General features: G+C 45.3%; 23 protein-coding genes. 11 read left to right on the top strand and 12 right to left on the bottom strand.

Features of this window, described 5'->3' with window-relative positions:
* Nucleotides 1–25 precede the first annotated feature (25 nt).
* From chrA to SEDOR53_RS0104690, 3 genes are all read right to left on the bottom strand, one after another.
* Nucleotides 26–1,282, bottom strand: a complete 1,257-nt coding sequence (chrA, locus tag SEDOR53_RS0104700; RefSeq protein WP_255346337.1) for a chromate efflux transporter — start codon at nucleotides 1,280–1,282, stop codon at nucleotides 26–28.
* A 1-nt stretch (nucleotide 1,283) separates the two neighbouring features.
* Complete coding sequence (locus SEDOR53_RS0104695) at nucleotides 1,284–2,228, bottom strand: isopenicillin N synthase family oxygenase (RefSeq protein WP_026768684.1); 945 nt, start codon at nucleotides 2,226–2,228, stop codon at nucleotides 1,284–1,286.
* Between the two features lie 90 nt (nucleotides 2,229–2,318).
* Nucleotides 2,319–2,573: a hypothetical protein gene (locus tag SEDOR53_RS0104690; RefSeq protein ID WP_026774390.1), complete on the bottom strand. Its 255-nt coding sequence runs from the start codon at nucleotides 2,571–2,573 to the stop codon at nucleotides 2,319–2,321.
* A 136-nt stretch (nucleotides 2,574–2,709) separates the two neighbouring features.
* Here SEDOR53_RS0104690 and SEDOR53_RS0104685 point away from each other — a divergent pair, with 136 nt between their 5' ends.
* From SEDOR53_RS0104685 to SEDOR53_RS0104670, 4 genes are all read left to right on the top strand, one after another.
* Nucleotides 2,710–3,789, top strand: a complete 1,080-nt coding sequence (locus SEDOR53_RS0104685; RefSeq protein ID WP_026768682.1) for a 3-oxoacyl-ACP synthase III family protein — start codon at nucleotides 2,710–2,712, stop codon at nucleotides 3,787–3,789.
* Nucleotides 3,790–3,875: 86 nt separating this feature from the next.
* Nucleotides 3,876–5,246, top strand: coding sequence for an MFS transporter (locus tag SEDOR53_RS0104680; protein WP_026768681.1), 1,371 nt, complete (start codon nucleotides 3,876–3,878; stop codon nucleotides 5,244–5,246).
* A 319-nt stretch (nucleotides 5,247–5,565) separates the two neighbouring features.
* On the top strand, nucleotides 5,566–5,862 hold the full coding sequence (locus tag SEDOR53_RS0104675) for a helix-turn-helix domain-containing protein (protein ID WP_026768680.1): 297 nt from the start codon (nucleotides 5,566–5,568) through the stop codon (nucleotides 5,860–5,862).
* Between the two features lie 2 nt (nucleotides 5,863–5,864).
* The gene (locus SEDOR53_RS0104670; protein WP_026768679.1) at nucleotides 5,865–7,112 is read left to right on the top strand and encodes a type II toxin-antitoxin system HipA family toxin; all 1,248 of its coding nucleotides are present in this window, start codon (nucleotides 5,865–5,867) and stop codon (nucleotides 7,110–7,112) included.
* 2 nt (nucleotides 7,113–7,114) lie between these two features.
* Here the strand turns inward: SEDOR53_RS0104670 and SEDOR53_RS0104665 are convergent, their stop codons facing one another.
* Nucleotides 7,115–8,569 carry an ATP-binding protein gene (locus SEDOR53_RS0104665; RefSeq protein ID WP_232214716.1) on the bottom strand — a complete coding sequence of 485 codons (1,455 nt, stop codon included), beginning with the start codon at nucleotides 8,567–8,569 and terminating at the stop codon, nucleotides 7,115–7,117.
* A 208-nt stretch (nucleotides 8,570–8,777) separates the two neighbouring features.
* Here SEDOR53_RS0104665 and SEDOR53_RS19025 point away from each other — a divergent pair, with 208 nt between their 5' ends.
* On the top strand, nucleotides 8,778–9,935 hold the full coding sequence (locus tag SEDOR53_RS19025) for a C1 family peptidase (protein WP_026768677.1): 1,158 nt from the start codon (nucleotides 8,778–8,780) through the stop codon (nucleotides 9,933–9,935).
* 6 nt (nucleotides 9,936–9,941) lie between these two features.
* On the opposite strand, the gene SEDOR53_RS17115 is transcribed toward SEDOR53_RS19025, so the two are convergent.
* Nucleotides 9,942–10,346, bottom strand: coding sequence for a helix-turn-helix domain-containing protein (locus tag SEDOR53_RS17115; protein WP_051416496.1), 405 nt, complete (start codon nucleotides 10,344–10,346; stop codon nucleotides 9,942–9,944).
* Between the two features lie 84 nt (nucleotides 10,347–10,430).
* Here SEDOR53_RS17115 and SEDOR53_RS0104650 point away from each other — a divergent pair, with 84 nt between their 5' ends.
* The 3 genes from SEDOR53_RS0104650 to SEDOR53_RS19020 all read left to right on the top strand — a co-directional run bounded on the left by SEDOR53_RS0104650 (nucleotide 10,431) and on the right by SEDOR53_RS19020 (nucleotide 12,171).
* Nucleotides 10,431–11,105: a cupin domain-containing protein gene (locus SEDOR53_RS0104650; protein ID WP_157576705.1), complete on the top strand. Its 675-nt coding sequence runs from the start codon at nucleotides 10,431–10,433 to the stop codon at nucleotides 11,103–11,105.
* A 108-nt stretch (nucleotides 11,106–11,213) separates the two neighbouring features.
* A complete protein-coding gene (locus tag SEDOR53_RS0104645) occupies nucleotides 11,214–11,642 on the top strand; it encodes a cupin domain-containing protein (protein ID WP_051416495.1) in 429 nt (142 codons plus the stop codon).
* Nucleotides 11,643–11,949: 307 nt separating this feature from the next.
* Entirely contained in the window at nucleotides 11,950–12,171 is a 222-nt protein-coding gene (locus tag SEDOR53_RS19020) for a DUF1203 domain-containing protein (protein ID WP_157576703.1), read from the top strand.
* A 23-nt stretch (nucleotides 12,172–12,194) separates the two neighbouring features.
* Here the strand turns inward: SEDOR53_RS19020 and SEDOR53_RS0104635 are convergent, their stop codons facing one another.
* On the bottom strand, nucleotides 12,195–12,587 hold the full coding sequence (locus SEDOR53_RS0104635; protein WP_026768673.1) for a hypothetical protein: 393 nt from the start codon (nucleotides 12,585–12,587) through the stop codon (nucleotides 12,195–12,197).
* Nucleotides 12,588–12,705: 118 nt separating this feature from the next.
* On the opposite strand from SEDOR53_RS0104635, the gene SEDOR53_RS0104630 reads away from it, so the two are divergent.
* The gene (locus tag SEDOR53_RS0104630; protein WP_026768672.1) at nucleotides 12,706–13,650 is read left to right on the top strand and encodes a sugar phosphate isomerase/epimerase; all 945 of its coding nucleotides are present in this window, start codon (nucleotides 12,706–12,708) and stop codon (nucleotides 13,648–13,650) included.
* Between the two features lie 56 nt (nucleotides 13,651–13,706).
* Here the strand turns inward: SEDOR53_RS0104630 and SEDOR53_RS0104625 are convergent, their stop codons facing one another.
* The gene (locus SEDOR53_RS0104625; protein WP_026768671.1) at nucleotides 13,707–14,141 is read right to left on the bottom strand and encodes a hypothetical protein; all 435 of its coding nucleotides are present in this window, start codon (nucleotides 14,139–14,141) and stop codon (nucleotides 13,707–13,709) included.
* A gap of 177 nt (nucleotides 14,142–14,318) precedes the next feature.
* On the opposite strand from SEDOR53_RS0104625, the gene SEDOR53_RS0104620 reads away from it, so the two are divergent.
* Nucleotides 14,319–15,014, top strand: coding sequence for a Crp/Fnr family transcriptional regulator (locus SEDOR53_RS0104620; RefSeq protein WP_037360560.1), 696 nt, complete (start codon nucleotides 14,319–14,321; stop codon nucleotides 15,012–15,014).
* A gap of 78 nt (nucleotides 15,015–15,092) precedes the next feature.
* Here the strand turns inward: SEDOR53_RS0104620 and SEDOR53_RS0104615 are convergent, their stop codons facing one another.
* From SEDOR53_RS0104615 to SEDOR53_RS0104600, 4 genes are read right to left on the bottom strand one after another with little or no spacing between them, the layout of a single operon-like run.
* Nucleotides 15,093–15,419 (bottom strand): cupin domain-containing protein, encoded by a 327-nt coding sequence (locus tag SEDOR53_RS0104615; protein ID WP_037327551.1) that lies wholly within the window; start codon nucleotides 15,417–15,419, stop codon nucleotides 15,093–15,095.
* Between the two features lie 10 nt (nucleotides 15,420–15,429).
* Nucleotides 15,430–16,563 carry a glycerate kinase gene (locus SEDOR53_RS0104610; protein ID WP_026768668.1) on the bottom strand — a complete coding sequence of 378 codons (1,134 nt, stop codon included), beginning with the start codon at nucleotides 16,561–16,563 and terminating at the stop codon, nucleotides 15,430–15,432.
* 8 nt (nucleotides 16,564–16,571) lie between these two features.
* Nucleotides 16,572–17,528, bottom strand: coding sequence for a D-2-hydroxyacid dehydrogenase (locus tag SEDOR53_RS0104605; protein ID WP_026768667.1), 957 nt, complete (start codon nucleotides 17,526–17,528; stop codon nucleotides 16,572–16,574).
* A gap of 12 nt (nucleotides 17,529–17,540) precedes the next feature.
* Nucleotides 17,541–19,157 (bottom strand): L-lactate permease, encoded by a 1,617-nt coding sequence (locus SEDOR53_RS0104600; protein ID WP_026768666.1) that lies wholly within the window; start codon nucleotides 19,155–19,157, stop codon nucleotides 17,541–17,543.
* A gap of 92 nt (nucleotides 19,158–19,249) precedes the next feature.
* On the opposite strand from SEDOR53_RS0104600, the gene SEDOR53_RS0104595 reads away from it, so the two are divergent.
* Nucleotides 19,250–19,975 carry a YoaK family protein gene (locus SEDOR53_RS0104595; protein ID WP_026768665.1) on the top strand — a complete coding sequence of 242 codons (726 nt, stop codon included), beginning with the start codon at nucleotides 19,250–19,252 and terminating at the stop codon, nucleotides 19,973–19,975.
* A 6-nt stretch (nucleotides 19,976–19,981) separates the two neighbouring features.
* On the opposite strand, the gene SEDOR53_RS0104590 is transcribed toward SEDOR53_RS0104595, so the two are convergent.
* Nucleotides 19,982–21,415: a Gfo/Idh/MocA family oxidoreductase gene (locus SEDOR53_RS0104590; protein WP_026768664.1), complete on the bottom strand. Its 1,434-nt coding sequence runs from the start codon at nucleotides 21,413–21,415 to the stop codon at nucleotides 19,982–19,984.
* Between the last annotated feature and the right edge of the window lie 84 nt (nucleotides 21,416–21,499).

Genomic DNA, 21,499 nt, shown 5'->3' with positions numbered 1-21,499 from the left:
AAGTTTTTTGTAAACAGAAAATGATTCAGGCCAGCACACCCAATAAAAGGCAGCCCATTACTATATAGGGTGCCGGTATGCGGTTGCGGGAAAGGATGAAAAAAGTAGCTGCGATGATGGCAATATCCCATATTGCTATTGCCTGTCCCTGCCATAATTGGGTAAGAAAAGTATCTTTCATCAGGTAACAGGTAGCGCCCGCCATGATGCCCACCACTGAAGCGTTGATACCTTCGAGCGAACGGAAGATGACCGCATAGCGTTTGAGGTTATGCCATACGGGGAAAAAGAACAATACCAATAAGATGCTGGGCAGAAAAATGGCAATCGTTCCAATGAAGCAACCCAATAACTGGAAGCCCGGCCCCTTGCCCCGCAGCAACATACCACCCGTATATGCGTTGATGGAAAACACAGGACCAGGTATGGCCCTTACCATTCCCGAACCAGTGAGGAATTCTTCCTTGGTCATTTTAAGTACATCGGGCCTTTTTTCACGTATATGCCTGGTAGTGGGGCGTGTTACGTACTGCTCATACATATAAGTCATCAGCACATCGCCGCCTCCGAATACGAAGCTGCCGGTACGGAAGGAGTTTTCAAATAGGTTGAACTCTTTGCGCGTTTTCCAGTTTTGTGTGGCGGCTGTTTCAGAGAAATAACCGGCGATACCGAAGATGGCAAAGAAGATGAGCAGGTTGCCCCAGTTCACTTTCTTGGGCGGGATGCCTTTTTGCGGGATGCGTTTGTCGCTGAAATTGGTGGCGATACCCGCTGCTATGATCAATGCGGGGAATATCCAGGGTGTTTTGAACCCTACAAACGTAGCTACCGTGGCCACTACCATGATCACGCGTGTAATGGTATTGTGTATGGCTATGCCAAAGATGCGGAAAGTAGAATAGGCAATAAAGCCGATGGCCATGGGCTGGATAAACTGGAAAATATCTTTCCGGCTATGTTCCATTGAAAAATATTCCAGTAAAAAAGAAAGCCCGCTCATAATGGTGCAGGCGGGTAATATCCATATCATTAAAGTAAGGATGGCCAGCGGAATGCCTCCTCTTTTATAGCCTATCAGTGTGAGTGTTTGGGTAGACGAGGCGCCGGGCAGCAGCTGACAGAAACCATTGTACTCCATCAGCTCTTCCGCGGTAATATCGCGCCGCTGCTGTACAAATGTTTTCATCATCATGCCCAAGTGGCCTTGCGGACCGCCGAAAGCAGTGATGCTGTGCCATAATACAGCCCGTAAAAAAGATATGTGTCGAACCAGTATCAAGCTATTTTTTAAGTCCTATCTCGCGTAAACGTTCGTCCAGGTATTCACCGGCAGTAGCATCGGGGTAAGCTTTGGGATGCGATGCATCGATACAGCTCTCCAGGCAGGCGAGGCTCATTTCGCTGCGCGGATGCAGGAAGAACGGCATAGAGAAGCGGCTGGTATGCCACAGGTTGCGGGGTGGGTTCACCACACGGTGTGTGGTACTGCGCAACTTGTTATTGGTTAAGCGTTGCAGCATATCACCCACATTCACCACAATTTGCTCGGGTAAGGATGTTACGTTCACCCATTCGCCTTGCTTGGTGAGTATTTGCAAACCATCGGCCGAAGCGCCTACCAGTAAAGTAATGAGGTTGATGTCTTCGTGTTGCTCGGCACGAATGGCGCTTTTGGGTTCGTTGGTAATGGGCGGATAGTGTATGCAGCGCAGGATGGAATTACCATTCTTGATGTGTGCATCGAAATAATGTTCATCGAGCCCCAGGTAAAGGGCGATGGCCCGTAACAGCGCCTTGCCGCTTTTTTCAAAATTGCGGTAGGCTTCGAACAGGGTTTTATTGAAAGGGGTAATTTCTTTTACCGATACGTTATCGGGGTATTCAGCTTTGATGGGGTCGTTGTCTTCCACGGTTTGTCCGTATTGGAAGAATTCTTTCAGATCGGGAGCCTCACTGCCTTTGGCATGTTCACGGCCGAAACTGGTATAGCCCCGCTGGCCGGCCAGCCCGGGAATTTCGTAAGTCAGCTTTTTCTCGAGAGGCAACGCAAAGAATTGTTGAACGTGTTCGTATTGGTCGGCGATCAATGCATCGGGTATGCCATGATTTTTCACTGCAACAAAGCCTACTTCTTCGTAAGCTTTTCCCAGTTCCTGTACAAAGGCCGCCTTTTGTTGGGCGTTGCCACTCAGGAAATCGGCAAGGTCTACCACCGGAATAGCCATGGGATTTGGTTTTAAGAATCAGGAATGCGGTTTAGCCTGGAAAAATACAAAACTAACGCAAATTAGTACCTGATGTAGATACCTGAGGGGTTATTGTTTTTCGAAACGGATCGATTTGATGAATACATCTTCTGCAAAGGCGTTGATGATGTAACGGCCGGTTCCCAGGTCGCTCATATTCAGTACCAGTTGCTGGATACCTTCGGTGATACTGGTAACCATGGTTTTGGCCATGCGCCCTTCCACATCCAGCACTTTCAGTACCAGCCGCGCGTTTTTATCCGACTGCACGGTGAGGTAGCTGCTATGCTCTACCAAAATGGGTTGTAGACTCTGGATGTACATATTAATGAATGGTTTTACCATAACAGTATAAACCGCGGAAGGGGGGTATTAGTATGACAGTGCTATATTGCCCTTCGCTGCATATACATTCAATTATAATGCCACAAATGATTAGATTTGGGCCAATCATAATGCCATGCTGCCACTCAGAACCGTTATTACGGGTATAGGAAGCTATATCCCTCCGCATATCAAGACCAACCAGGAATTTGTATCGCAGGATTTCTTTACAGAAGACCACGAACGCATTGTATCGGCCCCCAACGAGATCATTGAAAAGTTCCGCGATATCACGGGTATTGAAGAACGCCGTTATGTAGGTGATGAATTCAACGCTTCCGACATGGCCATTGTAGCTGCCAAGCATGCCATTGAAGATGCGGGCATAGACCCCGAAACGCTGGACCAGATCATTGTTGCGCACAATTTTGGTAATGTGGTGAAGCATACCATCCAGACCGATATATTACCTGCACTGGCCTCGCGCGTGAAACAGGCGCTGGGCATCCGCAACCCCAATTGCGTGGCTTATGACCTGTTGTTCGGTTGCCCTGGTTGGATACAGGGGGTAATACAAGCCGATGCTTTTATTAAAGCGGGCATTGCCAAAAAATGCTTGGTGATTGGAACGGAAACGCTGAGCCGGGTGATAGACAAATACGACCGCGATAGTATGATCTTCAGCGATGGCGCCGGCGCCAGTGTAATTGAAGCGCTGGAGCCTTTGGAAAATGGCAGCGGCATACTGGCTTCGAGTGTGCAAAGCCATTGTGTAGACGAAGCTTATTACTTGAGCATGGGCAAATCTTACCAGCCTGGCGCCGACCCCTATGTGCGGTATATTAAGATGAAAGGAAGAAAAGTATACGAGTATGCCATGAAGCATGTTCCATTAGCCATGAAAGCCTGCCTGGAAAAAGCGGGCATACATGTAACGGAAGTAAAAAAATTCTTCCTGCACCAGGCGAATGAAAAAATGGATGAAGGCTTTATTAAAGTATTGTACAAGTTATACGGGTTGAAAGATATTCCCGAGCATGTAATGCCTATGAGCATTCACAAGCTGGGCAACAGCTCTGTTGCCACCATTCCTACACTCTTTGATTTAGTGAAAAGAGGTATACTGGACAATCATGATATACAGCGCGGCGATGTGATCTTATTTGCGTCGGTTGGGGCGGGGATGAATATCAATGCTGTTTGTTACAGGGTTTGATAGCACTACAATACTTATAACAGAATGTTTGTACAGCGCACAGGATTTCTGCGAAGAAAGGCCACCTTTACTTAAATAGCGGCCCTATGCAGAAAAAGATAATCCTCCTGATTGCCTGTTTGTCTGTTTTCTTTGAAACGATAGACGTGTCGGCCGTCAACCTGGCCATCCCCTCGTTGCAAAGAGAATGGCATTCGGCTGCAGATTATTTCGATTGGATACAGTCTATCTACGTACTCTTTTATGGAGGATTTCTCTTGCTGGGTGGCCGCTTATCCGACAAGCTGGGCAGGAGGCGCATTTACATAACAGGTTCTGGTATTTTCCTGCTCGCATCCCTGGCGGCTTTCTTTGCCACTTCGCTTTCCTTTTTACTGGTATGCCGTGCGGCCCAGGGAGTTGGCGCAGCATTTGCCATTCCCGCAGCCATCTCTATCATCAGCAACCTTTACGATGATGCCACGGAAGTGAACAGGGGGTTAGGTATATTTGGCGCCTTTGCTGCCATTGGCTTTGCATCGGGCCTGGTATTCGGTGCCATCATTGTGAGCAGCCTGGGTTGGAAATGGATATTTGGTCTGAACGTATTCATCATCACTCCCATTATTCTGCTGGCATTGAAAATAATCCCTGCCGACAAAAAAGCCTTGCGACAAGAAGACAGTGATTTTTGGGGTGGCACTTTACTAACCTTGGTTTTGTTACTGCTGACTTTCACCATCCATGCAAGTGGTTCCAAAACACACCAGGTACTATTGCTGCCGGCACTGGCATTAGCCGTATTGTTTTTCGTTCTGTTCCGTTATTTCGAAAAAAGGAATGCTACTCCTTTGTTCAATACCGATCTTTTTAAGAACAATGGCATCATTAGTAGTAACCTCACGGGTGTGTTAATGGGTGCTTCTTTCATGAGTTATATTTCTCTCCTTTCTATTTATGTTCAGCAAGTAGTGTCCTTGTCATTGATAGAAACCGGTTTGTTGTTGTTCCCGTTCAGCATATTGTCTGCGGCTGTATCGAAATGGTGGCTGCCTCTATTGCAAAAAAGATGGTCACTTACGGCTGTTGTGAACATTGGATTGGCTTTCATGACGCTGAGCGGCCTTTTATTGGCCATTTGCTGCCGGCAATATCATTGGGGATGGCTGCTGCTGTCTGTTCTTTTCAACAACGGATTGTCAATGGCCATTGCTTATCCCAGCATCACGGCTTTATCTGTACGCTATGCCGACCCAGAAGACCATGGGATGGCTGCTGGGTTACAAGCTACCAGCTATTCAGCCGGCTGCGGCATAGGCATTGCATTTGTGTGGACCATTATCAGAATCTGGCACCCGGGTGACGCATTATTTTCATCAAGTGCCATGGGATTAGGAGCACTATTGTGTGCCTTGCTCAGCTTATTGTCGATCTTGGTCAATACGGTTGTGAGCAATAGAATATTACCTGCTTTATAAATATAATGATCCGGTTTCTCTTTTTGTGTATGGGACTCTCCTTGATGATGGGTATTGCCCTCCCATACAGCGCTTTGCGGGGTTGGGTATTTGTATGGTATTACTGGGGACCAGGTAGAAAATATCAGAAATAAGACTGTGGCACGGTTTCTACCAACTGTTGGATGGAATCTGACAACTGTTAAACACCGTTTGCCAGTTGTTGAACGGGATCTGTAGCGTAATAATTACCCCCTTTAAACTGCTCAAATTTTTCAAGCGCTTTATTTTGTTGGTTATTTTCTACAAATTAACGTATTTTGCGGATAATAACCAACAAATGAGATCAAAAAAGCAAATAGTATTCCCCAAACACCAAAAGATCCTGGAGCAGGTGGGTGAGCAGATCAAACTTGCGCGAAAACGGCGTAAGCTCACCACTATGCAGACTGCCGAACGGGCAGGAATTGATCGTTCAACACTGTATGAGATAGAAAGAGGGAACCCGAGCGTATCATTGGGAGCCTATTTCAATACGCTAAGGGTCTTAGGCTTACAAGATGACTTTCTTAAGCTGGCGGCAGACGACAGTTTTGGGCGCAAACTGCAAGACCTGGAACTCATAAACACTAAATAGCTATGGCTGTAAATACAGATATATGGGTTTATGTACACTGGCAAGGGATGGAAGTTCCGCAATGCATTGGGGTGCTCACTGCCCAACAGGCAAAGGGCAAAAAAGCATTCAGCTTCGAATACAACAAAGATTGGATCAGCACGAAAGCGCAACTGGTGCTCGATCCGGATATCGAGTGGTACACAGGTGCGCAATACCCAAAAGAAAAAGAGAATTTCGGCGTTTTTCTTGACTCCATGCCCGATACCTGGGGACGAACCCTCATGAAAAGACGGGCAGCACAACAGGCATGGGAAGAAGGTAAACCGACGCCAACTCTATACGATATCGATTTTTTACTGGGCGTTTATGATGAAAGCAGAATGGGTGCTCTGCGTTTTAAAAAGGACCCCGAAGGGCCTTTCCTCGATAACAATGCTGAAGCGCCAACACCGCATTGGTCTCACGTAAAGGAATTGCAATATGCAGCAAAAGTGATTGAAGAAGACAAGGATAATGAAGCAATAAAAAAATGGATCGCTCTATTAATTGCACCAGGCTCATCCCTGGGTGGGGCCCGGCCAAAAGCCAATGTTTTGGATGATCAACGTCACCCATGGATCGCTAAATTTCCTTCTGCCAACGATAACAATGATAAAGCAGCCTGGGAATACCTGGTTTATCGCCTGGCACAACTAGCCGGTGTGCAAATGTCGGAATCAAGGTTGGAAAAGGTTGCCGGGAAATATCATACCTTTTTTACTAAACGGTTCGACCGGTTGAACGGAGAACGCATTCATTTCGCCTCTGCTATGACCATGACAGGTAATAACGAAGATACCATCCGGGATCATCCGGGCAGTTACCTGGAGATGGCTGAATTCATCCAATTTTCAGGGTCTTATATCGCTGCAGACCTCGAGCAACTCTGGCGCAGGATTGTTTTTAATATTGCAGTATCTAACACCGATGATCATTTCCGAAACCATGGATTCATCGTGGTAAACAATGGATGGCGCCTTTCGCCTGCTTACGACCTCAATCCTTCTGTAGACAAAGATGGCCTCGCCCTGAATATTGATATGGACAACAACGCCCTGGATTTTGAACTTGCAAAAAGTGTAGGTACTTTTTTTCAGTTGCGAAACGAGCAAATGAATTCCATTATCACGGAAGTAAAACTGGCTGTACAACAGTGGGCGGTAATAGCTGGTAAAATCGGTATCAGAAAAACTGAACAGGATCGCATGGCAAGTGCCTTCCGGTATTAATCTTATGACAAAAACAAAATATCCATCTTGAAATCCTGTTGTACCAACCCTAAATAATGGGCATTATGCTTCACACCATGTGTAGTAATCATTGTTAAGAATAATGTTTTCCTGGTTCTAGCCTTATCTCTAAACACATCGACCTTGTTTTTTAACTCCTTTGCATAAGCAGGATCAATGGTGAACTCATTTAAAGAAAATTTCATTTCACAAAGATTAATGCAATGATCCTGCCTGTTGATCAGCAGGTCAATTTGTGCGCCATTCTCTCCCTTGCCGGGAACATAGCGCCAGGCTGATTCCTGGGTTATTACGGCTGGTATCCCCAAAGCTTCTTTAATTTGTTTTATATGCTTCAGGCAAATGCTTTCAAAAGCATAACCACTCCAAGATTTCCAGGAAGATGAACCACTCATTTTGTCCCATGTGTCTTTTGCTGTTGCCGTTCTACCATCCATAAATTTTAAATAGAACAGTGAATATTCATCTGTTACTTTATATATGCTCTCTCTGATGTCCTTATTAAAAGGAACGTATTGTGCAATGAATCCAGACTCTATCAGCTCTTCCATTAACCTTGTTGTTGTTCCACCTGTAGATAACTTACAGGTCTTAATGATCTCATTTCGTGTTAAACCCGATTTATTAGCCGCTAATGCTTTGATAATACTCATGTGATGCTCTGCCTTGTCGAACAAAGATTGATACAGGTTATTGAATTCTCCACGTAATAATCCATTTCTGGCAAAACACAATTCATTTATAACTGTTACAGCGCTTTGACCCGGCTTAATGTTCTTTAAGTATTGAGGTATGCCTCCAATGGTCATATAGATTTGTAAAATCTGGTAGCGGTCCAAATTGATATGCCTGCTTTTTAGGTATGCCTCTGATTCTGCCAATGAAAAGGGCATTAACCGGATTTTGCGACTGATACGATTGTGTAGTCCGCCTTTGTTATTGACCACATTCCTGATCATCCATGCAGCTGCTGAGCCACATATAACTACTGCCAGGTTATTTTGCCTGGTACACCATGTATTCCAGAAATGAGCAAAAGTTTCAAGAAACCCGGAACGAGGCGAATTGATCCAGGGAAATTCGTCAAAAAACAGGGCAGCTTTGCCCTTCTTCAATTTGGGCTGAACTATTGTTTCCAGTTGGCTAAAAGCCTGAATCCAGTTTGCTGGCGGCAATACCGGCAAAGGTGATCCTGCAGCCCGTTGCATCGCTTTGCTGAAATTCTCTAGTTGTTGCGCCATGCTGGCCCCGTGTATGCCTGCAAATTCAAAGACCATATGGTCTTTGAAAGTTTCCTGAATCAGAAAAGTCTTGCCCACCCTTCTTCTTCCGTAAATAGCTACCAGTTCGGGATCTTCCGAAGCAAGTACCTGCGAGAGAATTTTCTTTTCTTCTTTCCTTCCAATTACAGTATCCATAGAATTATCTTTAGCCACAAGTCATAAAAAAAGACACTTGTGGACAAATATATTAAATTATATCGAGCCATAAGTCATAAAATAGCCGAGTTGTGGCCAGATATAAGGTTTTTATCCGCACGGAAGGCTGCACTATACCTATTTATAAGGATTTCTCCGCTTTGATTTTCCTAAACCATTTTCTAATTTTAATAGGCACCTTTAATAACCGTTAAAATCTCTGTCTATGAAACCCTCCATTAAAACCATCCTTGCTGCACTTTCATTTTCAAGTGTGTTATTATTCAGTTGCAGCAAAACCGCTGATAATAGCAACCCGCAGTCTCCTGATGCTTCCGTAACAGCATTACATAATTATGGTGTGCTACCCATGCAGCCTGAGCAATGGGTGAGCGTACCAACCTTTTCGGCCGATATTTTCATGGGTTCTGTAAGATCAAATGGTTTATCCTATGCACCCGCATTTCCGGGCAGTTACCTGCTTACCTCTCCTGCCGTAAGAAATCAGGGCCAGATTGGCTCCTGCACCGGTTTTTGCGGATCGGAAGCTGGTGAAATATTATACTATTACAAGAGCAACAGTCCTGCTGCCGCAACCAACCTTACAGTAGCCAACGGAGCAGCTACTGCTACCACTACACAGTTTTCAAATCCTTCCGCATTGTTCGGTTCATCTTCCGCTTTAAGTCCGTTGTTCCTGTATTATGTAGAGCGTTGCGTTATCAATAAACAATCCATCACCACAGATAAGGGCGCCTATATGGTAAACATTCCACAAACACTGCAAGGGTTAAGCAACAACACCGGATCGGGAACACCACTTACGCTGAACGGAACAACATTTGCAGGAAATTGTATGGAAAATTTATACCCTTATCCTTCCAACGGGTCAAACACATCCAGTGAATATACCACACCACCCAATGCTACAGCCATAGCCAACGCCACTAATTTTGAAATAGGCGTTCAGTCAGGCACAACAGGCAGCAGCGGCACTACCAATGCAGGTTATTATGTAATAAATTCAACCAATCTTGTGGCCGATGTAAAAACGGCTTTGGTCAATAACAAGCCTGTTATGATGGGCTTTAATGTATACGATAACAGCAGGTACCAGTATTTTGAAGGATTGAATACCAGCTCGTATACTTATAATCCACTGACAGCAAATGGTAAACTTATTTCAGGAGTAAGGCTCCTGGGAGGACATGCCGTGCCGATCATCGGCTATATCAACGATGCCAATCAGCCGGGAGGCGGGGTTTTCATTTGTGAAAATTCATGGAGCACCGGCTGGGGCTATTACGGATACTTTTATTTGCCTTATTCGGTTTTGTCGTCAACTACCGTTGTTCCCAAAGGGAGCCTGTATGTTGCTATATAGCCAATATCATCCTATCATTACAGGGTAGCTCGAAGCGGCAAATCCCTCCATGGTTGACAAAGGCGTATACTGCATGTGAGCATTTACTTTCTCTTCCTGTAAATGGGCATAGCCCCATGCCACGACCTTCTCAATAACAGGAAGCAAAGTTTGCCCATCCTGCGTAAGCCTGTATTCCACTTTGGGTGGAACGGCAGCAAAAACCTGCTTTTCTACAATGCCGGCATTTTCAAAAAACTTCAGGTTATCGGCCAATACTTTTTCACTCAAACCGGGCAAGGCTTCTTTAATAACATTGAACCTGGTAGCCCCTTTTCGCAAGTGCCATAGAATACCCATTTGCCATTTACCGCCAATATATTGAAGGGCATGTTGTACCGGACAACCCGCCAGCATTTGTTTTGTTGCCATGCAATGACCTTTAGTTACTTAAAAGTAAGCTAATTACCTTAACGTAAATCTCTTCGCTTTACTGGGTCAACAAGTTTTCTTTGTATGAAAAGATATCCCATGAAAGTAAAAGCAACCCAGGAAATTGCTGCTGTCAGCAGGCGCTCTGTTCTTAAACATATTACGATGGCAGGTGCCGGAATGGCCTTGCTGAATGTTGCCGCCGGCAATACCGTTGTTAATGCGCATGGAAATTTGCCGCAGCTATCTCCATTTTACCTGCCTCCCCAACCTCCTTTACAGCCCGGCCCCATCGGATATAACATAAGAACCTGGGTAAGAAGCTCACAAACCAATAAGCAGTTTTCCTGCGTAGAAACAGCAGTAGCGCCCAAGCAAATGGGACCAGCTCCGCATGTTCACCATGATTTGGATGAAATTATGTTTGTACTGGAAGGAACAGCTACAGTATGGATGGATGGAAAAGTACAGGAAATAGCAGCAGGCGGATGGCATTTGCGGCCGAGGCGAATACCACATACATTTTGGAACGGCGCTGATAAACCGCTTCGCTTCATTGATATGTATTTCAACCAGAATTTTGAAGATTTCTTAGAAGAGCTGTTCCATCAAATCATACCGGATATGCAGAAACTGCACTTGTCGCCTGCAGACCCGGTCATTGTTAAACGCATGGCCGAACTCGACAGCCGTTTTGGTGTTACTACTTTTCACGAAAAACGGCAACCGCTGATTGAAAAATACAAATTGAAGCCTTAATGGATTCCCCGGTACAATAAATAGATGACTTTTAAATATCTTAATGCCGCAATCCAAAAGAATTCGCTGCGAACGTTGTTGGGGCATTAGAAGAAAAAATTGATCATCATGAATAAGCAAACCATTAAATTAGGTCAGATTACCATCGATTTCCTCCTTGAAGCGGCAGATACCATTGGCTCGATGGCCATGTTTGAATTCACCGTTCCTGCAGGTGCCAGGGTTCCTGTTCCGCATTACCATGAAAGCTATGATGAAATCATTTATGGTTTAGAAGGCATCATCACTTTTACCGTGAATGGAAAGGCCATCGACATTGGTCCTGGTGACACCTGCTTTATTCCCCGCGGCGCTGTTCATGGCTTCAACAATCTTCAACAAGCGCAGGCTAAAAGTTTAGCGGTTATTACACCCGGATTGCTCGGCTCTGTTTTCTTCAAGGAAATGGCCGAAATTATTAATGCCGGTGGCCCGCCCGATATAGAAAAACTAAAGATGGTAATGGCAAAACACGGGCTTATTGCGGCCAAAAGTTAGTCTGTTGCATTATCCAAAAAAAATTACCCCTTTTCTGTTTCATCGGTTATGAATAAAACAATCCGGACAACCATACCAGACGATGATTTTCTTTGGAATCTCAGTTTGACTTATTCTTATTGAAGATTCCGCAAGTTTCGGGTTGTGCTGCCGTATGTATGTTTTGACCTTTGAGATCAAAACATGCCATCATGAACAAATTCAAAGTAGTGCCCCTATCGAAAGAATATGCAGCAAAATTGCGTAGCAGCCGGGTAGATGATTTTGGCCACCAAATTGTAGAAGAAGTTGCAACCGGACTGGGTCCTTGCCGGGTTTCCCTCCTGCCGTCAAAGAAAATCCTGATTTTCATCTCACACTCATTGGTTACAGCCATGAACAACGCATGGTGCATACCGAACTGGTTCCCAACAACCTGGAAATTGAACAACAGATCAACCAGGTCCTTGAGAAAAACGCTCACATCGACTTCCTTCATCTAAGAAGTGCCATCGCCTGCTGTTATATCTGCACCATTGTTCGTGCCTGAGTCTCGAATGGTTGAATCACTGGTTACAACTTGGCATCTGCCGCTTTGATGCGCTCGCCGATGGTATCGTACGTGTCCAGTGTACTGCCGGCGGTATGATCATCGTCTTTCTTATCCAGCCTGATGTACACGTCGTTTCCATTGTAAGTAAAATACACCGTCACGGATTTTTCTTTTTCCTCCACTTTAGAAAACTGAACGGTATCGGGTCTTGCTTTTGAAGTATAATAGCCAACCAGCTTGCCGTCTTTACGCTCCAGGTTAACGATCAGGTTCTTGTCGCCCTCGGGTGTAGCTTTCACATCAACATTCCATTTGCCTACAAAATAGTCGTTGGTTTGTGGCGACTGGGCTTTGGCGTGAAAAGATAAAAGCAGTAAAAACAATCCGGTGAAAAGTGTACAGATCTTTTTCATAAAGATGGTAGTTGGTGTTAGGAACAATTATTCATTAATAATACAAAAAAAGGGTTTACGATTATTGAATATAATTTATTAATTTTCAAATAACCTCTAAAACCTGATTGCATCAAGTATGAAAAACTCACGTCGTTCATTTATCCGCAATGGGTTTGGCAGTGCACTGGCCACCGTCGTTTTACCCGCCGTTCATATCAGCAACACCAACGAAATTGCTATACAGCCCAAACCGCGTATCAAACTCAGTATCTCTTCTTATTCGTACTGGCATTTCAAAGGAGAAAAATTTCCCATTGAAAAAGTAATTGATGAAGCGGCAAAACTGGGAGTGGAAGGCATTGATATCCTGCACAGGCAAATGAACGGCACAGACACCAAATACATCAATGAACTAAAACGGCGCGCCTATAATAACGGCATTGCATTCACCTGCCTTTCTATTCACCAGGGGTTTGTAACACCCGATAAAAAAGAATGGCAAAAAAATATCGATAATACAAAAGAATGGATTGAACTCTCTGCAAAAATGGGTGTACCCTGCATGCGGCTCAATTCGGGCAGATGGGGTACTACCGCATCATTCGATGAACTGATGAAAAACCGTGGTATCGAACCCATCCTTCCAGGCTACACAGAAGACGACGGTTTCAAATGGTGCATAGAAGCCATTCAACAATGCATTCCCACAGCCGAACAGCACGGTGTTGTGCTGGCACTGGAAAACCATTGGGGCCTCTGCTCCACTCCCGAAGGTATGCTGCGCATTAAAAAAGCCATCGACTCACCCTGGCTGGGCCTCTTAATGGATACCGGTAATTTCCTGGAAAATCCTTATTCTAAACTAGAGAAGATTGCGCCCCAAGCCGTTTTTGTGCAAGCAAAGACCTATTACGGAGGAGGTGAATGGTACACACTCGACCTTGATTACGACCGCATCATTTCCATACTCAACAACGTAAACTATCACGGTTATCTTTCGCTCGAATACGAAGGAAAAGAAAATGCCGCTACCGCTGTACCAAAAAGTATTGCAATGCTGAGAAAAGCGACGAAAGAGTAAGCCTCTTCATCGCCTTCTGCGATGAAAAAGAACAGTCCTTTCTCAATATTGCCATGTTATATAACGTGTTCGGCAAACTTCTTACTATGGTAGAGGTAGGGAACAAGAAAGGAAATGCTTGCGCCGGTTATAGCAATCACGCCCATGAGCAAACCCCTGAACTGCACAGAAACCGATTCGATAGGAGAACGCTGAACACCTGCTGCTTTCCAAAGGCAAAACAATGAAAGCGCTGTAAACAGCACAATAAACACAACGCCACCGCCTTTGATCGTTTTCCTGAATGCCTGGTACAACATGCCGCAAGCAACCAATATTACATTGCAAGCGAAAATGATAGAAGCTACATTGATAATGGCCGAAAGCGTAAACCCGGTATTATACCTGTAAATAAAATCATACACCAAACAACACAGCGTTGTTGCAAGCCCCGCAAACAAACCCGTGAAAACCGATTTCGAAAAAGGCGTTTGCTCATAATTGTAATCCATAAAACTTGTTTTATTATGATAAAAATTAATTTCTTTAGCGGTTTTCTTCCAGCAGGTGCAAAATTATTGCAAATAATATGTTTTTAATCATTTTGAAAGCTAAATAATATTAAAAACATGGTATATGCCATATTTTATAAAACCCGTATTTGTACATAATCTTTGTATCATTGCTATATGCAAGTGAGTTCCTGTAATATTTCAGATTGTTTTCTGTGCAGCTCCTGCCTGCCCGAATGGAAGGCCTTGGTAGAAGTAAAAAAGACGACCCTGCGTTTCAAAAAAGGAGAGCAAATATTTAGTGAAGGTGAGAAAGTGACTGGTATCTATTTCCTGTATTCCGGGTCGGTAAAAGTGCATAAAGAATGGGGGGAGCAAAAAGAACTGATCATCCGTTTTGCAAAAAAAGGAGATATCCTGGGGCACCGGGGTATGGGAAGCGATCCGATATACCCGATCTCTGCAACAGCTTTGGAAGATGTGAAACTCTGTTTTATTGAGAATGCTTTCTGGGAAGCAACCATGAAAAGCAATCACGCGCTTACCCATAAGCTGGTACAGTTTTATGCAGTTGAACTACAGCAAGCCGAAAAACGCATGCGCAACCTGGCGCTTATGGAAGTGAATGCAAGGATTGCCGATGCACTGCTGGAAATGAAAGAAATATGGGGTATTAACAGCGAAGGTTATATTTCGGTTCCTGTGGCCAGGCGCGATATAGCCGCTTATGCCGGCACCATTTACGAAACCGTGTTTAAATTTCTCTCAGAACTTACACAAAAGAAGATCATCGCCACTTCGGGGAAAAGCATACGCATCATCGATGAAGAAAAACTGAAACAGCATATAAAAACAAAAAAGTCGGTCGGCTAGGCTTCCTGCACAAAACTGATATGCGCAAGGTCTTGCCTGCCGGTATAAAAACCCAGCACTTTGAACAAGGCTAAAATATTACGTGGTAAAGGCTTTGTAATCTTCCCTAACCGGACTGAAGACATCGAAAAGTTTACAGTCGGTAAGAGCCGTTCCGCCGTGTTCCGTCATTGAAGGGATGACCACGGCCATGCCCGGGGTGTACACTTTCGTTTCTCCATTAACCGTAAATTCAAATTCGCCTTCATGTACCTGCATTACCTGTTCATGGATGTGTTTATGCAATGGAATGGAAGATCCTTTTTTTACATCCCAGTAGGCCAGTGTCATGGAATCGCTATGAACGAATCTTGCCCAAAAACCCGGCACCACTTCTTTTGCAACAATTGCATTTATGTTTATCATGTATCTGTTTTTAGGTGTTCAACGTTAATAAATTTCCCAGCTGACCGGCAAGTCTTACCAGGTTTTGATGCGTATGTTTCAATGCATCTGTTAAAGGCGATGGTTCATTTGCTATCGACAATAAAACATCGAAATATCGGTTGAGTTTCTGATCGGTGTTCAACGGCACTTTCCCTGCCATCCCTACCACCGGAATGCCTTTTACTTTTGCTCTCAATGCAACTCCAAACGGCGCTTTGCCTTCAAGACTCTGCTCATCGATACTGCCTTCCGCCGTAATCACAAGATCGGCTTTTGACAGGGCATTTTCAAACCCTACCCGGTCGAGATAATAATCGATCCCATTCACCAGTTGAGCATTGAGGAACGCGAACAGTCCTGCTGCCGCTCCTCCTGCCGTACCACCGCCATTGATGTCATCCACTTTTTTACCCGTGTTGCGATGAATGATCGTTGCAAACTGTGTAAGGTATTTTTCAAGTATGATCAACCCTTCTGCTGTAGCGCCTTTTTGCGGACCAAAAACCCTGGCCGCACCCTTATCACCCAATAACTTATTTTGAACATCGCACATGACAATAATTTCTGTACCCGGTATTCTCTTGTCGAGCTTGCTGGTATCGATTTCATTTAGTGCTGCCAGGTTCTCCGGGTTGGGAAATAGCTCCTCACCCGATGCATTTAAAAATCGAACCCCCAATGCATGTAATATCCCGGCCCCGCCATCTACCGTTGCAGAGCCGCCCATGCCGATGATGATTTTCTTTACGCCTTTATCCAGCGCTGCTTTTACCTGTTCGCCTGTTCCGTAAGAAGAGGCTTTCAATGGGTTCAGGGTTGCCCGTTCTAATAAACGGATACCCGCGGCGTTGGCCATTTCTATCACAGCAGTATCCTGGTTATCGATTAGTCCGAATGAGCTGTCTATGATACTTCCCAAAGCATTATGTACCCTGCCCGTTATATGAATGCCATTGCTTTGTTTGATGAGCAGTTCTCCTGTTCCATCGCCGCCATCGCCAACCGGTATTTTTTCGCTGGTGAAATGCAACCGGCTGCTTTGCAATCCCATCTCAATAGCATCGGCAACGCTGCCTGCATCAAGACTGCTTTTGAAAGCGTTCGGTGAGATCAGGATATGCATGGTGAATTTTAGTTTACAACATTTACCGGTTTGCCTTGCATAAATGCGTTCAGGTTGTCAATGGTAATCTGCATCAACCTAAGCCTGGCTTCTTTACTTGCCCAACCGATATGTGGTGTGATGATGCAATTTTTGGCTTTCAACAGCGGATTATCCAGTGGCGGAGGTTCTGTAGTCAATACATCCAGTCCTGCGCCGGCAATCACATCGTTGTTGAGTGCGTGCGCAAGGTCATCGTCTTCCACTACCGGCCCTCTCGATGTATTGATCAGGAAAGCCGTTCGTTTCATCTGCGATAAAGTGGTTTTATTGATCAACCCTTTTGTTTCGGGCATGAGCGGACAATGCAGGCTAATCACATCTGCATTTGACAACAACTCCGGCGTGTCTACCCAGCGGAAATCCTGTACACCCGCATGTGCCCGCCGGGTTCTGCTGGTACACAAAATATGCATACCAAATGCAGCGCCAACAGCAGCTACTTTTTGGCCTATATTGCCAAACCCAATGATACCAAGGGTTTTACCTGATAACTCTGAAAGCGGATAATCCCAGAAGCACCAGTCTTTCGACTGGCTCCATTTACCCGATGCTACGGCATCGCTGTGCCGCTGTACATGATTGGTTAGTTCCAGCAGGAGCGCGAAAACCGTTTGCACCACAGATGCCGTACTGTAATCCGGTGCATTACACACGATGATGCTCTGCGTTTTAGCAGCAGCTGTATTTACCACATTGTACCCGGTGGCCAATACGCCTATGTATTGCAGCTTGTTTAACTGTTTCAGCGTTTCCTCTGTGAGCGGTGTTTTATTTGTAAAAACAATCTCAGCGCCTTCGCATCTTTTTACGATTTGATCTGCCGGGGTTCTGTCATAAACTGTTAACTCACCTGATTGTTGCAAAGCCTCCCAGGAGAGGTCTCCCGGGTTCAATGCATATCCATCCAATACAACTATTTTCATGTCTGTTCTATTTTAAGGCACTATCCACTTAAGCCAGTATGCCTGCGCCAAAGTCATCATACTGATGAACAAGAGCATGATAAAGCTATGCTTTATCGTAAACCGGAGCAGGTTCGATTCTTTGCCAATCATAGAGCCGGCTGCGGCCGCTACGGCAATAGAGGATGGCGAGATCATTTTACCTACTACGCCCCCGGAAATATTGGCTGAAACCGTAATCACCGGATCAACGCCTATTGAAACCGCCGTTGTTTTTTGCGTATGGCAGAACAGGGCGTTGGACGATGTGTCGGAGCCGGTTACAAAAACACCCAGCCAGCCCAGTACCGGCGCAAAGAAGGGGAACAGTACGCCCGTATTGGACAATACTTTCGATAAGGTGCCGGTAATACCTGAATTGTTCAGGATATAAGCAAAGCCCAAAACAGCAGCAATCGTAATAATGGGTATTTTAAGCTGTGCGAGGGTTTGTATGAATATTTTCCATCCGTCTTTAACGCTTAATCCTAATAACCATACCCCCACCATAGCCGCAAATAAAATAGCGGTACCCGCCGCGGAAAGAAAATTAAACTTGAACACTTGCGGTAACAATTTGTCTCCTTCCGGCAGCATAATGGCATTGTGCAAACCGGGTATTGGAAACGATAAAAGACTGATACTATCCAGGAAACTTTTTACCGGCTTTAATCCCCATACAATCACAAAAACCGTGAGCACCATGAACGGTACCCATGCCTTGATAATGGTTTTAGTAGAATGAGGGGTTTCATTCGATGCCGCCACAGCCGGTTCATGGGGAAATCTCCATATCGTTTTTGGCTTCCAGTAACGCAGCAAGACCAGCAAAGAAACGATCGAGCACACGCCTGCAATGATATCCGGCAGTGTGGGCCCCAGGAAGTTTGATGTGAACCACTGAAAAAAAGCGAAGGACAAACCCGATACCAAAATCGCGGGCAGCACTTCCATGGCCTTCCTGCATCCGGCCATCAATACCACCAGGTAAAAAGGAAGCAGCATAGATAAAAATGGCAGTGTTCTTCCCACCATCTGTGATATGGCCATTTCGGGTATCCCTGTTACCTGCGATGCAACTGTTACCGGGATGCCGATAGAACCAAAGGCAACCGGCGCTGTATTCGCGATCAGGCATAAGCCTGCTGCATACAACGGATCAAAGCCCAGCCCTACAAGCATAGCTGCCGTAATGGCTACAGGCGATCCGAAACCTGCTGTTCCCTCCAAAAAAGAACCAAATGAAAAAGCGATCAGCAAAGCCTGTAACCTTCTGTCGGGTGTGATGGAAGCCATAAACTGCTTGATGATTTCGAACCGGCCGCTCTTTACCGTTACATTAAAAAGAAATACTGCGGTAATCATGATCCAGCATATCGGGAATATCCCATATAAAATGCCATGCGCAGTAGACAATAATGCAAGTTTAGCAGGCATCTGGTAAATGAAAACAGCAATGGGTATGGCCAGGGCGGTTGCCAGCAGGCTGGCCTGGTAGCCCTTCATCTTTTTAACCAGGAGAGCCCAGAATACAAACAGTATTGGCAAAAGGGCCGCCAATGCAGATAATGTTATATTATCAAACGGATCAACTAATTGCTTCCAGTGCATTTGATGTATTATTCTACGGCGATACAGCCGAAGGTAAATCTTTTCTATATTTGATTCCGTCAACCTCTATTCTGACCGGGAAATAAAGTGTCATGTTCAGACACCAGGGCAAAACACGAACCTTACAGCACAACCTCAAAATCGCTTCGCTATTATCTGCAGTGGCAGGGCTGGTAAATGTAGCGGGCTTTTTGGCCGTGCGTCGGCTAACCACCAACGTAACCGGGCATTTCGCTTTCTTCATCGACGAGGTATTCAAATTACATTGGTGGCAGGGATGGGTTTATTTTTCTTACATCTTCTTTTTCTTCCTGGGTTCCTTTGTATCTAATTTGCTCATCGAGGTGATTTCCAGGAAGAGTGAACGATTCATCTATACCATACCCGCTTCTATAGAATGCATTATCCTGGGCCTGTTGGGTTTTTGGGGATGGCGTTGGATGGTTGACAGTCCGGATGCTATTGCCTGTTGTTTATTATTTGCGATGGGTTTACAGAACTCCCTGGTAACTACTATCTCCAACGCCAGTGTGAGGACCACACACCTGACGGGTCTGTTTACAGACCTGGGCATCGAACTGTCCCAATTGTTTTTCTATAAGGTTGAAGAACAGAAAAAAAAGCTGCGTTCATCCATCAAACTCCGTTTTACCATCATCAGCTTCTTTTTTATAGGAGGCGTTGCAGGCGGTATCTTTTATACAAAGATTGGAATGCATGCGCTTACCGTTGGGGCTGTAATGCTGCTAGCCGGTTTGATTTACGACAGCGTTAAATTCCGGATCATCCGTTTGAAAAGAAAGTTCAAGAAAGAGTAGCTGCCATTATACTTTATAATACTGCTCCCATCCTTTGCGGGGCGGAAGTCCCGTCAGCATTTCATTGGCCATTTTGTTATTGGTGATGGTCTTCGTTTTCCGGTCGAACTGCAGTTTAGTGTTCAGTTTTTGCGCTAGCACACCCAGGCAGAATACCTGGCTCAGCGGACCGGCAATCGCGAATGGTGAACGCGTTTCCTCTTCTCCCTTGCAAGCCTTCAAAAAGTTGGCATAATGGTTCGAAGTGCTTATGGGTACTTCCGGCAACCTGGAAGCCATTTCTTTTGCTTTCTCTTCGGGTATAATGGAAAGTGTACTTCCGTGCGACCCGCCTTTGAAAGTAAGCTCTTTGCTGTAGATGATCTTACCGGGATTCAGTTTGGGCGCCTGCAGTGTTCCGCTGCTGGGCGGCGGGATATTGGGGTCGAGTCCCATCACGCCATACCCTTTAGGGATTGGCGGCAGGTTGTTCACTCCATCGTACCAGGTGATATCACAGGCCGGCATATTGCCACGCTCGGGGAAACGGAAGAGGATGGTGGATGATTGCGGGTAGAAGAATGAATTGTGTCCTTCTGCTTTCAGCATACCCACTTCATAAGGCAGCCCTAATGACAGGAACTGGTGAGCGGTGTCGATGAGGTGTGCACCCCAATCGCCCAATGCGCCCATACCGAAATCGTACCAGCAACGCCACTGGCCGTTGATATAATCGTGGTTATAGTCGTGCAGTTGTGTTACACCATGCCAGGTATCCCAGTCGAGCGTAGAAGGAATGGGCTCTTTGGGAGGGAGTTGTTTGATATGTGCATCCCAGCCATGCCAGCGACGGGCACTGTTCATGTGTGCTGTGATAGCTGTAACATCTTTGATGATGCCTGCTTCTTTCCATGCTTTAAACTGGAAATAATTGGCTTCTGAATGTCCCTGGTTACCCATTTGTGTAACCACTTTAGGATGTTTCGCAGCAGCTTTCATCATCAACTCTACCTCATTGAAAGTGCGTGCCATGGGCTTCTCCACATATACATGCTTACCCAGTGCCAATGCCATCATGGTAATAGCGAAATGCGAATGATCGGGTACGCCGATGCATACCGCGTCTATCTGGCTGCCCATTTTATCGAACATCACACGGAAATCCTGGAAGCGGGGCACGTTGGGGAATTTTTGCAATACAGCCAGTGTCTGGGGCGCTCCCATATCCACATCGCAAAACGCAACAAAATTGGCCAGTCCTGTTTTATCGAAAGACATTACATCCGATCCGCCCTGGTTACCGATGCCAATACAGGCGAGGTTCACTTTTTCGCCGGGCTTGATGGTTTTCGGTGCAGGCCCACCCCATGCTTTGGTGATGATAGAAGGGAATGCAGATGCTGCTGATAACAATGCTGCATTTTTTAAAAAGGAACGGCGTGATTTTTCGGAAGGCTTCATGGCAAACAAAAGATTGGTGAATGCTCTAAAATAAGCGGAAAAAATAAAAAGCCATCCTTCTTCGGATGGCTTTGCATAAATAGC

Source organism: Asinibacterium sp. OR53 (assembly GCF_000515315.1).
Taxonomy (GTDB): Bacteria; Bacteroidota; Bacteroidia; order Chitinophagales; family Chitinophagaceae; genus Sediminibacterium.
Note: the sequence above shows the minus strand (reverse complement) of the source record. Positions and strands in the feature narration are given on the sequence as shown.